Below are 14,266 nucleotides of genomic sequence, written 5' to 3' on the forward strand. Positions count from 1 at the left end.
CGTGGCGGCGAAGATGGCGACAGACGAAGATGGCGACAGACAAAGGGAGGCGGCGCGAGGCCGCCTCCGGTCTCGCGTCCTATTGGCAAACATACATGATGCCGTCGCCGCCCTTGACCAGCGTACCCGGTGTGCAGCCGATGCCGTTGCGCGCGGCGTAGTCGGACCAGCTGCTGTAGCCATAGGTCCAGGGACCTCCGGTGTAATAGGCCCGCACCGCGTATCAGGGCAGCCCGGTCTGGTCGGCGATGTAGCCGCCATGATAGAGCGGCCCGACATAGAGCCGGTCACTTGCCTCGGCGGCCGCTGATCGAAAGCATCGAGGCTGGGCACGCGAACGCGGCAGCCGCCACAATCAATCGCTTTGCATCCATACTCGCCTCCGTGAGCTGGTTAAATCCAGCGATCGGAGCATCGGAGCCGTGCGGGCACTCATGTTGCGCTAGATCAAGGCGGCGCGACGCGCCGAACCCTGCATGCCCCTTGGGACATTGAACCTTAGGACGATAGTCATCGGTTTCGCTTTCGAACAAGCTTCGTCTCAGCAAGAACGAGGCGGCGCGACGCCGTCCTGGTGTCGCATGCGCTGCGGCTAACAAACCCGATCGCCACCGGATTGAGGAGTTGGTCCGATGCTGATGCACTTGACCTCGGCGTCCCTGCCCCGCCCGCACTCTCTGAGCGAATTCGGAATGACCGCGGACTCAGATCCCATGGTCAGCTTGAGCGAGTTCAGCTATCGCCGCGGCGGCGAGATCTACGGCGAGAGAGAGCCCGCAAGATATGTCTACCAGGTCAAGTCGGGCACGGTGCGAAGCTACAAGCTGCTGCCGGACGGGCGCAGGCAGATCAGTGCATTTCACGTCCCCGGCGACGTCTTCGGACTGACAAACGGCGGCATCCATCGCTTCACCGCCGAAGCGGTGGTGGACACGACCGTGCGGCTGATCAGGCACGAGAGCCTCGAGGCGGTTGCCGGGAGCGACGGCGCCTTGACGAGGAGCCTGCTCTACATGACCACGATGAACCTTCGGCATGCCGAGGACCACATGCTCCTGCTGGGACGCAAGACGTCGATGGAGCGGGTTGCCGCGTTCCTGATCGAGATGGACCGGCGGCTCACCGCCGCAGGCGTGCTCGCCCTGCCGATGACGCGGCGTGACATCGCGGACTATCTCGGCCTCACGCTCGAGACCGTCTCGCGGTCACTGTCGCATCTGCGCGAGCTCGGCATCCTCGGCTTCATCGACAACAATCAGCGCCACATCGTGCTGCTCGACAGGAAGCAGCTCGCCGCGCTCGACCGCAGGAACTGACGCCGGACATTCGCGCACTTTCTTCGGCCTCCCATGAAAAAGGCCCCGGTCGATGCCGGGGCCTGAGTTCTCTGGGAAGACTTCAGATTAATAGCGAGCCGCGACCGGCGCACCGTAACCGCCGAAGCGGTAATTCAACCGAACCGTGACCATGTCGATATCCTGGGTGACGCCGCTACCCGTGAGGAGGACCCCACCGGGAGTGACCACGCCTGCGAAGGTGGTGTTGTCACGCCCCATCCAGAGATGGTCGTATTCGATACCGGCCGACCAGTTCGGCGCGAAGCCATACTCCCAGCCGACACCCAGGGCGCCGCCCCAGCGCGTGTGACCTGCCGAGGCGAGGCCGACGCCGGTGAGGTTGTTGAAGATGTCGAAGCGATTGCGCGTCACGGCGGCGCCGCCCTTCAGGTAGAACAGCGAGGCGTTCCATGCCCAACCGAGCTGGGCCGTGAACAGCCCGATCGCATCGGTCTTGCCCGTGGTCGAGATCAATGGATCGATCAGGCTCACGCGCGTGTTCTTGATATCGGCCCAATCGCCCTGCGCTTCCAGGCCGAACACGAACTGATTCATCTGCCAGCGATACCCGATCTGTCCGCCGGCGAGGCCGCCGGAGCGATCGGCGCAACCACTTCCGACTCTCCCTGCGGGCGTCAGGAAATCCACGCAGCCGTGGCTCTGCCCCCAGCCACCGTTGGCACCAATGTAGAACCCGGTCCAGTTGTAGACGGCCACCACCGGCGCCGGCGGCGGCGCCTTGACGGCCATATCGGCTGCCATGGCGGGAGCCGCCATGCTCAGCGCCGCAAAGCCGATTGCCGCGATTGAAAGCTTTTTCATCGTTTCGTCCCCTTTGCTCAAATCTTTTCCGTCAGAAACGAGCCCTTATGCAGGCTGACGTGCATAAGTGCCGCGAACATCCTGAAGTTTACGCGCGAGGAGGTTTTTGGCCCGTACCAAAATGGCAACACCCAAGCGCCATCGCTGTGCACGACAGAGTGCTTAGTCGCTTTTTGAAGTACCGGGCGCAGCAGCGCTGTCCTGGTCGTCGGCAAGCCACGCGTTGATGCCCGAGGACGGGATCAGCCGCCTCGGAAGATGCGGGTTGATCGTGCCTGCAAAGACGGCGAGTCCCTCATCGCGCTTGGCACGCGCGAACAGCTTCGCTTCCTGCTCCGTCGCAAAGGTCTTCGTCTCTCGCGGACTGCGTTGTCTCGGCAGAATGCCTCGCTGTTGCACTTCAAAGGTGACGTACCAGGTCGGACTCATTGCGCACACCAAACATATCACCAGCCCCTGGAGTCGGGTTGTGCTGTGGCTGTCATGCGCGTGCTTGATTCAGATCAAGCGATGGCTGACACGCCGGACGGCGTATCCGCAGCCCGGATGGAGCGAAGCATAATCCGGAATCTGCATCCACCAAACGAGTTCCCGGATTTCGCTGCGCTCCATCCGGGCTACGGACCGAACGCCAGTTGACCAGCCGGGCAAAACAGGACAACCACATCAAGATCGCGAACAGTTTCAAGGCGACCAACGGCGTCCATGGACCATTTCAGCACCGACAGACTGACCGCCGAAAGACTCAACGAAAGCCACATCGCCGACCTCGTCGCGCTGCATCTCGATGCCGAGGTGTCGCGCTATCTCGGCGGCGTGCGCTCGGCGGAGGCGACGAGGACCTATCTCGACGTCAACATGGCCCACTGGGACCGGCACGGTTTCGGGCTGTGGGTGCTGCGGACCAAGGACGGCGCCTTCGCCGGGCGGGCCGGCATCCGGCACATCCTCGTGGACGATTTGGACGAGATCGAGGTCGCCTACACGTTCAGGCGCGATGTCTGGGGCCAGGGACTTGCCAGCGAGATCGCGACCGCGCTGACCGATATCGGGCTGTCACAACTCGCGCTGCCGTCCCTCATCGGCCTGGTGTTTGTCGAGCACAGGGCGTCGCGCCGCGTGCTGGAGAAGGCGAACTACATTCTGGAGAAGAGCACGACGCATCGCGGCGAAGACGTCGTGATCTACCGTATCAGGCGATGAGAGCGCACACTTGTAGGATGGGTAGAGCGAAGCGAAACCCATCGCGCTTCAACACGCGCGGAAGCAATGATGGGTTTCGCTGCGCTCTACCCATCCTACGGACTACGTAGCGGATCCGGCGCCCGCGCGGCTTGAAGCCCGTCAGTCCGAGATGATCGCCGCCACTTCAATCTCGACGCGGGCAGAAGCTGGCGTCAGGGCGCTGACTTGAACGAGGGTGCTCGCCGGGCGCACCGCACCGAAAGCTTCGGAATGGGCGCGCGCCACATGATCAGTGTCCGCCATGTCGATGACGTACACCACGGTGCGGACGACATGCCGCATACCGGCGCCGGCCTCGGCCAATGCGTCGGCGATCAATGCAAGTACGGCCCTGGCTTGCAGGTAGGCATCGCCGTCGAGATGCGGCGGCCGTGCCGTTGTGCCGGAGACAAAGACCTGGTTTCCGACGCGCACGGCGCGGGAGTAGCCATAGCTGTCTTCAAACGCATACCCCGATGAGATGTTTTGCCTCTTCAACGACGCGCCCCCGTGATTTTCCTGCGCAACACCGAACCATCACCGCTGCCCTCTTTCGGCCAAAGCCGCAAGTGCCATTGCAGCGTATCGCAGCCACGTGCGATGCATCAGGTCGCGGCCGCAGATGGAGCTAACTTTCGCTGCCCCCGCCCGGCCACCCCGCCATGGCCGCTTTCGCCGCGCCCCTCAGCTCCGCGAGCGTCGCGCCGTCCTTGGCCTGGATGGCCATGCCTTCGAAGACGCTGAGGTAGAACCGGCTCAACGCGTCGACGTCGGTCGTGGCGGGCAATTCGCCGCCAGCGACCGCAGCCTCGACCCGCGCGCGGAGCGTATCGAGCATGTCGAGCCGGACCTTTTTGACCACCCGGGCAATGGATGCCGGCCATTCGTCGCTGACGGCGCCCAGCACGGCCATGCAGCCGGCCGGTGCGGCACGGGATTTCGGCAGGGTCTCGGCCGCCCCGATCAGCAGGTTCTCGATGCCGGCGCGCGCGGTTGCACCTTCCGCCAGCCTGTCCCAGACCGGCTGTCCCTGCGTTTCGACGTAATGCGCGATCGCGGCGAGGTAGAGCGCCTCCTTGCTCTCGAAGGCGGCATAGAGGCTCGGCGAGCGGACGCCCATGGCCTCGCACAGATCGGTCATCGAGGCCGCGGCAAAGCCCTTGCGCCAGAACAGCTGCATGGCAGCCTCGAGTGCCGAGTCGCGATCAAATTCCCGTGGCCGACCTGCCATCGCCCGCCTTTCTGTAATGATCAACACATAATTCACTTGATCTGAGTGATCAAGACTCCACATATTCTGTGTCGATCGTTACAGAATTGGAGAGATCAGATGACGCTGGCTGGAAAACGGGCCCTGGTGACGGGCGCAAGCAGGGGTATCGGGGCCGCCATCGCGAAGGCGCTCGCCGCCGAAGGTGCCGATGTCGCCATCACTTACGAGAAGTCCGCGGAGAGCGCCGCCAAGATCGTGGACGCCATCAAGTCGTCCGGGCGGAAAGCCGTGGCGATCCAGGCCGACAGCGCCGATGTCGCCGCCGTCCAGGCCTCGGTGGACAAGACCGTCAAGGAGCTGAGCGGGCTCGATATCCTGGTCAACAACGCCGGCATTCTGCGCTTGGGCGGCCTCAACGACATCTCGCTCGCCGACATCGATGCGCAGCTGAACGTCAATGTCCGCTCGCCGATCGTCGCGAGCAAGGCGGCCCTGCCGCACCTCGGCAAGGGCGGCCGGATCATCACCATCGGCAGCTATTTCGCCGACCGCGTGCCCTCGCCGGTGCTCGGTGTCTACGCGGCGACGAAGTCGGCGCTATCGGCCTTCACCAAGGCGCTGGCACGCGAGCTCGGCCCCCGCGACGTCACGGTCAACCTGGTGCAGCCGGGCTCGATCGACACCGACATGAATCCGGCGCACGGCGCGACCGCGGAGACCTTGAAGCAGTTCATGGCACTGGGCCGGTACGGCGCGACGGACGACATCGCAAGCGCGGTGGCGTTCCTGGCGAGCGCGAAAGCCAAATACGTCACCGGCACGACACTGACCGTCGACGGCGGCGCGAACGCCTGAGCGTCCCATCCGGTTGCAAGAGGCCGCCCCAAAGCGGCCTCTTGCTCGTGGCCGGTGTCGGATCGCCTTTGTGCCGTCTGATTTAGCGTGGCCTTATTTCGTGTGACCTTATTGCGTGTAGCCTTGGCTCGTACACCACCACATGGCGTCAGCCGACGTCGAACCATGCTCGATGAGGTGTTTTCGGCACGCCTCGTAGTTCACAGCATAACGCTTGGCACACGGGACGGCGGAAATGGTGCCGCCGCTAAAGGAACATTTGTACTGAGCATTTGCTGCCGGCATTGACATAGTTGCGGCAGCGAGCCCGACGATGAGGAACGACAAGGTCTTCATGGTGATCTCTCCCATACCGTGAGGACAGCGAACACTATCCCAGGTAGTACGATAACACAGTTTCGCTCAGCCTGGGGGACGACAGCGGAACAAAGGGATCCCGCACCACAGTTCCGTTGCGGATACCTTGTTGGCGCCGAGCGCAACAAACCTGAACAGCCATTCAAGAAAGTTTCTTGCGCGTTCCTGCAACAGGCGCGGACGGCAGAAGTTGACCCGGGGACGACGCGAAGAAGGAGGAACAGATGAAGAAGCTGGTTTACGCTCTTGCAGCGGCAGCGACGCTTGCAATCGGTGCCCCCACCATCGCCAATGCGGCCGGCGTCGGCGTCTATGTCGGCGGCGACAGGGACTACTATGATGGCCCGCGTGCGCGCGTCTACGAACATGACCGCGGCTGGCATCGTGGCTGGTATCATCACGACCGGGACTATGACCGCGGCGTCGTGATCCGCCGTTACCACCATTGGGACGATTAACGCGTCCACGTGATCGAACAGGAAGGCCCCGCTTCGGCGGGGCCTTTTTGCTTTCGTCAGCCGCGGGTCGTCCCCGGCTTACCAGAAATATCCCAGTTCGTAGGATTCTACCGGAAATATCCCAGCACGAGATCGACATCCGAATTGCTGGCGACGGTGCCGTTCAGCTCGGCGTCGATGACACGGCGGCAGGCTGCGATCGCGGCCTGGTCGCCGAGATCGTTGGCGGCTTCCAGCACGAGCCAGGCGGCGTCGACGGAAGCCTTCTCGGGAGCCGATCCGCTCGTGTCGGCGGCGAGGTTCTTGTTCTTGCGAACGGCGGTACCGAATTGAGGCAACATTTGCAAATACTCCCTCGATTTTCCGCTCAGTGGACCTGGAGCTCGGGCTGACGGCCCCCGGGGGCCTCGGCACCCGCGCTGTTCTTGCGCGACTGGTAGAATTTCAGAATGCTGCGCGAGGTCTCGATCTTGAGCCGTCCGAACTCGCGCTCGTTGTCCTGGAGCTCGCGCGCCGTGATCAAATGATCCTTGGCGCCGAGGAACAGCAGCGACATGGTCGTGTCCCAGGAGAAGTCGAGCGCCTTGCACAGCACCAGCAGCATCTCGCGGTTGCGGTCCATCAGCGCGCGCTCGATCACGTCAACCGGCAGCGCCGACAGCAGCGACAGGCCGATCTGCACCTCGTCGAAGCGGTGCTGTCGCGCATAGTTCGAGATCGAATCCTGATTGAGGTTGCCCTGGCGATACTGCGTCGTCACCACGCGCTTGGCAACGAAATAGCTGCGCGAGGACGGGCCGAACTTGGATTGCAGATCGCCGGTGACCTCGGTCACCGAGCTCTGGATCTGCGCCATCATCTCGGGGCGCTCGGTCTCGAGCCGGCGGCGGACGTCTTCCGACGCCTTCGCGATCAACTGCTGGAAGATGTGCCGTGGTACGTCCTTGCGCAGGCCAAGCTGCTCCGCAAGGATCGAGTCGCCCTCGGCGCGGCGGACCATGTGCAGAAGGCCCGAGCCGGAGAAGCGCGCGCCCTCGTTCCTGGCGACCGAGGTCACGACCTCTTGGTCGCCGCGCTTGACCAGCACGTCGGTCACGGCCTCGCCGATCGACTGGCGCTGGGAGATCGCGAGCAGATGCGCCTGGCCCTTGGTCATGGCGCTCTGAACCAGCATCTTCTCGTCGATGCGGGTGGAGTCGCGCAGCACGGGACCTGCGACCTCGATCTCGTCGTCGAGCGCGAGCTTTTCGATGACGTTGAACGGAGCGTGATCGCAGGCCGACATCAATTCGGAGAGCTGCGTCCGCGCGGCAACCTCGATCTCGTCGGCGAGCCGGCCGATCACCTCGCCGAACATGCTGATCTCGTCGTCGCTGTAGCGGCCGGTGATCAGGATGTCGGTCGCATGCCACAACGCCCGCGTCCGGCTTTCGTCGGTGCCGCGCGCAATCGCGTCGTCCAGATCCTGTAGAAGCGTCTTCGCCCCGTTCATCTCGATAACCCCAGTTCTTGGTCGTTATTTGCCGGGCCATCCCGCCTGTGCAGGCGCGACGCCGATTTCCTCTACGAACAGACGCTAGAGATGAAACGCGATAATCCAGTAAAATCAGCAGATCAGTTTTGCTGACGAAAATTCAGTAAAATGCGAGGGAATGGGGCTTACCGGCGGGCAAAGGCGGGCGTCTCGAAGGATGGCCGCAACGATGCTGTCGCCTCACGGATTCGACGGCGTCAGCACCAGCGGCGGCTTTGGCTTCGGCTTTGCGGGCGGCGGGCCCGGCGCCGGCCGCACCTCGATCGGTGGTGGCAGCGGGGCGACCTGCTGGCTGGCGAGCGGCGGGCTTGTCAGTGGAGGGCTTGGCGCTGCGGGCGCAGCCTGCGGCGGCTTCGGTGTCGGCGGCGCCCTGGGTTCAACCTTGGCCTTCGGCGCCGGCGCACGGCGCGGATCGCGGCCGGGCATCGGCACATCAGTCAGCGAGGGCTCCGGCGCGGGATCGGGCGAGACCAGCGTCGGCAGCGCGGCGGTCGCGGGCGGCGGCTCGCCGCGCTCGATGGCGTCGAGGCGCCGCGTCTCGCGATCGATCGTGCGTACCGCGAGCCATGACGACAGCGGCGCCAGGTCCACGGTGCGGCTGAGCCTGTCGGGCGGCCCCGCCGCAAACAGCTGGATCTCCGGCGGCGCGCCCGACAGCCCGGTCATGATCGGCGTCAGGCTGGCGCGGATGTCGGCCTGGTCGGCGGGAATGTCATAGCCGCCGGAGACGATGGCGCGGGCGTTCTTGGCTTCCAGCGGGGTGGCGCCGACGCGCAGGCGGCCGTCGCGGATCGTGAACGGAATCTGCGCCGAGGCAACCGCGATCGGCGCGGACGCAAGCGCAGGCTCGACGAGCTGCCGCAGCCGGTTGTCATCACTGACCTGGCCGCCGTCGCTGGCGCGGATCGCGATCTCGAAGGCGCGCGGATTGAGGCCAGATATCTCGGCAGAGTCGAGCGTCACCGTGCCGTTACCGGCGAGCGCACCGGTCAAGGCCGCGACGCTGCGGCCCTGGCTGGTCAGCGCCATCTGCACCGAGGCGCGTCCCTTGGGCAGCGCGAGGTCGCGATAGCGCAGCGTCGTCGCATCGACATTGGTGAGATCGAGATGCAGGTTCAGCGCAATGCCATTGGGGCCATTGCGCGCATCGAAGCTCGCCGACATTCCGCCACCGCCGACATTTCCCTTCAACGCATCGAGCGCGAGCGACTGGCCGTCGCTCCTGATCGTGCCGCCGAAGGGGCGCAGCTCGAGCCCGCCGGGCAACGTGCCGCGCAGCGCCTGGAAGGCGATGCGGCCGCGCCAACCGCCGAGCAGCCCCGCACTCAGCGGCTCGCCTGCATCGCGTCCGGCGGCGCCGATCGCCATCGCCAGCGCCGGCATCACGTCGAGCGTGTCGAGGCCGATCTCGCCGTCGACGCTCTTCTCCTGATCGAGCGTCACCGCCAGATGCCCGCGCAGATGCGAGCCGGCCGCGCTGCTGTCGAGATCGTCGAAGGTCAGGCGGTTGCCGGACAGGCCGACGCGCGAGGACAGGCTGACGCCCTGCGCTGACTTGTCCGCCGGACTGGTCCCGAACAGCGGCGCGAGATTGACGTTGCGCACGCGCAGATTCACGTTGGCCTTCGGCTCCGACAATTCGACGCTGCCTTGTGCATCCGCGTCAAGCCCGCCGCCGCTGAGCTTTGCGTTCAGTTGCAGCGGCCGGCGCCAGGCGCCACTTAACCGGCCTTCGAATTGCGAAGCGCCGTCGCCGGCGGCCACCATGCGATCGAGCCCGAGCAGCGCCAGCAATGCGCCGGACTGCGGCGTCGAGACTTTCGAGTCCAGCGTGAAATCGCTGCCGCGCAATTTGTCGATGTCGATACCGTTGATTGCCGCGAGCGGTGTCTGCGCCGCCAGCGTCGCGGTGGCCTTCAGCTGTGGCGCATCGAGATCGAGCACGGCGCGGGCGTCGCCGCGATCGGCATGCTCGGCATTCTTGTCGAGGCTGAGATCGAGCTTGAGGCGGGTCGCGCCCGGCAGTGACGGCAGCGCATCCAGCCGTGCACGCACCGCCGGCGCGAACGGCTCGATCAGCGCCGTCAGCTCGCGCAGCGAATTGGCCGAGGATTTCAGCGCGAGCTTGCCGGTGGCCTTGGTGCGATCGAAGCTGCCGCTCGCCTCGGTGGTCACGCCGCCGGTCTGGCCGAACCGCAACTGCTCCAGTGACAGCGCATTCGGGCCGTAGCCGAGCTTGGCCGCAAATGGCTTCAGCTCCTGTCCCGCGGAGATGGCGCGGCCGACATCGAGCGAGAGTTTTACTTCCTCCGGCCATTCGCCTTGCGGGCCCGCCAGCGCGCGGACAAAACTCGCGGCGGCGTCGAGGTCGAGACGGTCGGCCTTCAGCTCGGCGTCGATCCGCGAGCCCTTGCTCGCGCCTGTCTGCACGAAGCCGATGCGGCCCTCCACCGTGCCGCCTTCAATGTCGGCTTTCAGCTTGTCGATGGCGAGATGGTTGGCGGCGATGGTCACGTCGCCGGCGAGCCGCAGCGGCCGCGTGCTGCGGCGGTTGATCTCGCTGCGGCCCTGAAGCCAGGCCACCAGCGTATCCGGATCGGACGACTCGACGCTGAGACGGCCGCTAAAGCTGTCGGCGCCGGGTGTCGCGCCGTTGAGCGAGAGCTGCGTCATGCCGGGCGCGCGCAGCTCGAGCCGCTGGAAGGTCCACGAGCTGCCGCCGGTCTGCAGCTCCGCCGTGATGTTCTGCAGCGGACGGCCGCCGAGCATGATCTGATCGGAGTTGAACTCGATCTGCGCCGGGATCGGCGCCTGCGGGATCGCCGCCAGCCCCGCGCGCAGCGCCGGCAGCACGCGCTGCGGATCGGTATCGTCCTTGCCCGCCAGCTTGTCGGCATCGACCTGCCGCGCCGACAGCACCGCACGCAGCAGCGGCGAGGCGCCGAACCTGAGATCGCCGACGCCGCCAACCTTCAACGTATTGTCTTCGGTGCCGAAGCTCGCATCGATCTGGTCGAACTTGGCGCCGGCCGGATCGGCCTTGAGCTTTGTCGTGAGCTTCCAGGGCGTCGGCCCCGGCTCGCCCGGCTTCTTCGGCGGCGGCACGGCGAGGATCAGCGCACCCTCGAATTTCGGCAGGCGGTTGTCGAAGGCGAGCACGCCTTCGAGATCGGCCAGAATGGCGCGCTCGCCGGGATCGATGTTGAGGTGAAGGCGGGTGGCGCTGCCGTCGGCGCTCGGGCCGGAGGAGACGCGGAAGGGATAACGCACCCTGTTGGCCGTCAAGCTACCGTCGCCGCGGACCGAGCCGGCCAGCGAGCGGACGTCGCCGGAGAAGACAATGTCGTTCAATTCCAGGGTCGAGCGGCTGGCGGCATCATGCAGGGCGATGCGGCCGGTGAGGTTCAGCCGTTCGATGGCGAGCGAGGCGAGGTTGAAGGCGCCGCTGGCAGTCGATGGCAGATCGACCCTCCCGCGCGCATCGAGGCCGAGATCGACCGCCATGCCGTTGACGGTCAGCTCGGTGGCGCGCCATTCGCCGCGCATCAGGGAGCCCAGGCTGAACTCGACGTCGAGCTTGTCGGCACGCAGGCGGCCGAGATCGTTGTTGCCGCCGAAGGTGACCGAGCGCAGCCGCAGCGTCGGCGCCGGCAGCAGCCGCGCGTCGAGCGCGCCCGCCACCCGTACCGGCACGCCGATGATCCGGCCAGCCTCCGCCTCGAACTGGGGCCTGAACTGGTTCCAGTCGATGAAGTAAGGCCCGATCAGCGCGGCCAAAAGCGCTAAGATGAAGGCAATCGCCAATCCGAGCAGCGTCGTCTGCACGGGTCTCCCCTCGGCCAAACCGGCCCGGGCCAAACCTGAGGGCCTCAGGCGCGCCGGAACAGCCCCTTATATAGAGGGAAGTGTGGCGAAGTCACAGCGACTGTTGCGCGCGGAGGTTAACGCCGGTGTGAGACTCTCGCCCTGAGGAGGCCGTGGAACGCGGCCGTCTCGAAGGGCGAGGCCCGGCTATCGCCGCATGGATGCAGCGGGGCCTTTCATCCTGCGAGACGCGCTGGCGCGCTCCCCAGGATGAGGACTGGCAGCTATCACCAACTCGCCGGGAGCTGCGTCAGGCCGCGCAGCACGAAGGTCGGCCGCCATTGGGGGTTTTCCACGTCGTCGATGCGCAGATCCGGCAGCCGCCGCAGCAGCGTGGCGATGGCGATCTCGGCCTCGATCCGCGCCAATTGGGCCCCCAGGCAGAAATGGATGCCGCCGCCGAAGGACAGCGGCTTGACGTTCTGCCTGGTGACGTCGAGCCTGTCAGGGTGATCGGGGTAAACCGCCGGATCGCGGTTGGCCGAGCCGAGCAGGCAGAGCACGGTCTCGCCCTTTGGGATTTTCTTGCCACCGAGGTCGTCGATGTCCTCCAGCGTCACGCGCCCGGTCATCTGCACCGAGGAATCGTAGCGCAGGAATTCCTCGATCGCGCCCACCATCAGCTCCGGCCGCGCCTTCAGCAGCGCGAGCTGGTCCGGGTTGCGGTGGAGCGCGAGCAGGCCATTGCCGATCAAATTGACGGTGGTCTCGTGGCCGGCGCCGAACAGCAGGATGATGTTGGCGGTCAGCTCCTCGTTGGTGAGCTTGTTGCCGTCTTCCTCGGCCTGCACCAGCTGGGTGATGAGGTCGTCGCCGGGATTGCGGCGGCGCAGCTCGAACAGCTGCTGGAAATACATCTGCGCCATCATGTTGCCGGCGTTGCCCTTGGCGATCTCCTCCGGCGACAGCGGCACGGGATCGAGCAGCCGGCCGCCGTCGCGCGAGCTCTTGTAGAAGACCTCGCGATGGTCCTCGGGGATGCCGAGCATGTCGCAGATGATCGTAACAGGCAGGCGGAAGGCAAAGTCCTCGATCAGGTCCATGTGGCCGCGATCGATCACGGCATCGATGGCATGGTCGACGATCTCCTGGATGCGCGGCCGCATGTCCTCGACGCGGCGGGCGGTGAAGGCCTTCACGACGAGACCGCGCAGGCGGGTGTGATCGGGCGGATCGGACTGCAGCATCCAGTGACTCATGCTGCGGAACACCGGCTCGTCCATGATGGCGGCGCTGTAGCGGCGCTTGGAGCGTTCGACGAAATCCTTGCCGAAGCGCTTGTCGCGCATCACGAGGCTGACGTCGGCATGACGGCTGGTGACGAACTGGCCGAACGGCGTGACATGGACCGGATCGGTCGTGCGCAGCCGGTCGTAATGCGGATAGGGATCGCGGATGAAGTCCGGTGACAGCGGGTTGAACAGCGGATCGCCGCCTGTGGGTTGCACTTGCTCGTTCATGGTGACCTCAACTCGGTTGCCGATGACACGAATACGCCAGTCGCAGCCCCACTGCCCGGCGTAACCATCCCTTTTGATTATCAACTCGATACATTGTTGTATCGAGTTGCATTCTGCCCTAACCTGCGCCGATGTCAAGGGTGAGAACCAGGCCGACCAGGGACGATACGCGCGACAAGCTGTTCGAGGCGGCCGCGCGCGTGTTCGAGGAAGACGGCATCGGCGGCGCCAGCATCGAGGCGATCGCGGCCGCCGCCGGCTTCACCCGCGGCGCGTTCTATTCGAATTTCAAGAGCAAGGACGAGCTGATCATCGCCATGCTCGAGGACCATGTCGAGCAGTCGATCCGACGCAACATGGACATCCTCGCCCAGCACGACAATCTCGACGATTTCATCGCGGCGCTGAAGTCGATGGACCGCACCAAACAAGACCCGCTCGGCCGCTCGCCCCTCCTCCACATGGAGATGATCCTGTTCGTCGCGCGCGCCGAGAAGCGCCGCCCCGAGCTCGCCAAGCGCCTGCGCGCGCGGCGCAAGCTCGTCGCCGACATCGTCGAGGCGACGCTGAAGAGCAACGGCAGGAACGACAATCTGAACCCGCCCTGGATGGCCTCCGTCGTACTGGCCCTGGAAGACGGCTTTCGTCTGCACCGGCTGATCGACCCGGAGACCACACCCGCCGACAGCTTTCTGCGCGCGATCATGGATTTGCGGCGAAGGACGGGGCTGGCGGAGGAGTAGGAAATTGTCGGGCAACTTGGGACGCAGCGAAACCGCTGCGTCCCGTCGTTTGCGAAGCGCCTGCCGTCAGCGCGACGCGGTGCTGAGGTTCTCGCCAAAAAACTTCCACGTCTTGCCGTCGAACTTGGCGAGCTTGAACGTGTCGAACGTGGAGTAATCCGTCGGCGACACGGAGACCGTAATGCCGGGGAGGAGTAGCGGCAGTGACACCTTGCTGATGTTCGTGGCCTGCTTCAGCACGTTCTCGCGCGTCAGCACGTCGCCGCAGTTCTTCAGACCGTATGTCCCTTTGCGGAACGGGGCGACTCACCCTCGATGCGACTGCGAGGGTTACCCGGATGGTCCGGGCAGAGCCTCACGCAAGGAGGGCGAGTCATGGGTGATTATAGCGAGGCTTTC

Annotated in this window: 16 protein-coding genes; 5 read left to right on the top strand and 11 right to left on the bottom strand. The window is 65.2% G+C overall.

What is annotated here, in order from left to right; translation table 11 throughout:
• Window positions 1-79: 79 nt before the first annotated feature.
• Window positions 80-217, bottom strand: a complete 138-nt coding sequence (locus tag RAD16_RS14305) for a hypothetical protein (RefSeq protein ID WP_458158516.1) — start codon at window positions 215-217, stop codon at window positions 80-82.
• A 475-nt stretch (window positions 218-692) separates the two neighbouring features.
• Between RAD16_RS14305 and RAD16_RS14310 the strand changes: the two genes are divergently transcribed.
• Complete coding sequence (locus tag RAD16_RS14310) at window positions 693-1,316, top strand: helix-turn-helix domain-containing protein (RefSeq protein ID WP_458158517.1); 624 nt, start codon at window positions 693-695, stop codon at window positions 1,314-1,316.
• Between the two features lie 87 nt (window positions 1,317-1,403).
• Here the strand turns inward: RAD16_RS14310 and RAD16_RS14315 are convergent, their stop codons facing one another.
• Together RAD16_RS14315 and RAD16_RS14320 are read right to left on the bottom strand one after the other, a co-directional pair.
• A complete protein-coding gene (locus RAD16_RS14315) occupies window positions 1,404-2,159 on the bottom strand; it encodes an outer membrane protein (RefSeq protein WP_458158518.1) in 756 nt (251 codons plus the stop codon).
• A gap of 162 nt (window positions 2,160-2,321) precedes the next feature.
• Window positions 2,322-2,588, bottom strand: a complete 267-nt coding sequence (locus RAD16_RS14320) for a hypothetical protein (protein ID WP_458158519.1) — start codon at window positions 2,586-2,588, stop codon at window positions 2,322-2,324.
• A 276-nt stretch (window positions 2,589-2,864) separates the two neighbouring features.
• Here RAD16_RS14320 and RAD16_RS14325 point away from each other — a divergent pair, with 276 nt between their 5' ends.
• Window positions 2,865-3,362 carry a GNAT family N-acetyltransferase gene (locus RAD16_RS14325; RefSeq protein ID WP_458158520.1) on the top strand — a complete coding sequence of 166 codons (498 nt, stop codon included), beginning with the start codon at window positions 2,865-2,867 and terminating at the stop codon, window positions 3,360-3,362.
• A gap of 141 nt (window positions 3,363-3,503) precedes the next feature.
• Here the strand turns inward: RAD16_RS14325 and RAD16_RS14330 are convergent, their stop codons facing one another.
• Window positions 3,504-3,881: a RidA family protein gene (locus RAD16_RS14330; protein ID WP_458158521.1), complete on the bottom strand. Its 378-nt coding sequence runs from the start codon at window positions 3,879-3,881 to the stop codon at window positions 3,504-3,506.
• A gap of 130 nt (window positions 3,882-4,011) precedes the next feature.
• Window positions 4,012-4,563: a TetR/AcrR family transcriptional regulator gene (locus RAD16_RS14335; protein ID WP_458158522.1), complete on the bottom strand. Its 552-nt coding sequence runs from the start codon at window positions 4,561-4,563 to the stop codon at window positions 4,012-4,014.
• A gap of 150 nt (window positions 4,564-4,713) precedes the next feature.
• Here RAD16_RS14335 and RAD16_RS14340 point away from each other — a divergent pair, with 150 nt between their 5' ends.
• Window positions 4,714-5,451 (top strand): SDR family oxidoreductase, encoded by a 738-nt coding sequence (locus tag RAD16_RS14340; RefSeq protein ID WP_458158523.1) that lies wholly within the window; start codon window positions 4,714-4,716, stop codon window positions 5,449-5,451.
• A 108-nt stretch (window positions 5,452-5,559) separates the two neighbouring features.
• Here the strand turns inward: RAD16_RS14340 and RAD16_RS14345 are convergent, their stop codons facing one another.
• The gene (locus RAD16_RS14345; protein WP_458158524.1) at window positions 5,560-5,787 is read right to left on the bottom strand and encodes a hypothetical protein; all 228 of its coding nucleotides are present in this window, start codon (window positions 5,785-5,787) and stop codon (window positions 5,560-5,562) included.
• Window positions 5,788-6,032: 245 nt separating this feature from the next.
• Between RAD16_RS14345 and RAD16_RS14350 the strand changes: the two genes are divergently transcribed.
• Window positions 6,033-6,266 carry a hypothetical protein gene (locus RAD16_RS14350; protein ID WP_458158525.1) on the top strand — a complete coding sequence of 78 codons (234 nt, stop codon included), beginning with the start codon at window positions 6,033-6,035 and terminating at the stop codon, window positions 6,264-6,266.
• A 107-nt stretch (window positions 6,267-6,373) separates the two neighbouring features.
• On the opposite strand, the gene RAD16_RS14355 is transcribed toward RAD16_RS14350, so the two are convergent.
• The 4 genes from RAD16_RS14355 to RAD16_RS14370 form a co-directional block, all read right to left on the bottom strand.
• Window positions 6,374-6,607: a hypothetical protein gene (locus tag RAD16_RS14355; protein ID WP_458158526.1), complete on the bottom strand. Its 234-nt coding sequence runs from the start codon at window positions 6,605-6,607 to the stop codon at window positions 6,374-6,376.
• A 26-nt stretch (window positions 6,608-6,633) separates the two neighbouring features.
• Window positions 6,634-7,758, bottom strand: coding sequence for a DUF2336 domain-containing protein (locus RAD16_RS14360; protein ID WP_458158527.1), 1,125 nt, complete (start codon window positions 7,756-7,758; stop codon window positions 6,634-6,636).
• Between the two features lie 222 nt (window positions 7,759-7,980).
• Window positions 7,981-11,625: an AsmA family protein gene (locus RAD16_RS14365; protein ID WP_458158528.1), complete on the bottom strand. Its 3,645-nt coding sequence runs from the start codon at window positions 11,623-11,625 to the stop codon at window positions 7,981-7,983.
• Between the two features lie 266 nt (window positions 11,626-11,891).
• Window positions 11,892-13,124 (bottom strand): cytochrome P450, encoded by a 1,233-nt coding sequence (locus RAD16_RS14370; protein WP_458158529.1) that lies wholly within the window; start codon window positions 13,122-13,124, stop codon window positions 11,892-11,894.
• Between the two features lie 131 nt (window positions 13,125-13,255).
• Here RAD16_RS14370 and RAD16_RS14375 point away from each other — a divergent pair, with 131 nt between their 5' ends.
• Window positions 13,256-13,867: a TetR/AcrR family transcriptional regulator gene (locus tag RAD16_RS14375; protein WP_458158530.1), complete on the top strand. Its 612-nt coding sequence runs from the start codon at window positions 13,256-13,258 to the stop codon at window positions 13,865-13,867.
• A 66-nt stretch (window positions 13,868-13,933) separates the two neighbouring features.
• On the opposite strand, the gene RAD16_RS14380 is transcribed toward RAD16_RS14375, so the two are convergent.
• On the bottom strand, window positions 13,934-14,125 hold the full coding sequence (locus tag RAD16_RS14380) for a hypothetical protein (RefSeq protein ID WP_458158531.1): 192 nt from the start codon (window positions 14,123-14,125) through the stop codon (window positions 13,934-13,936).
• Window positions 14,126-14,266 lie beyond the last annotated feature (141 nt).

Source organism: Bradyrhizobium sp. 18BD, assembly GCF_054185225.1.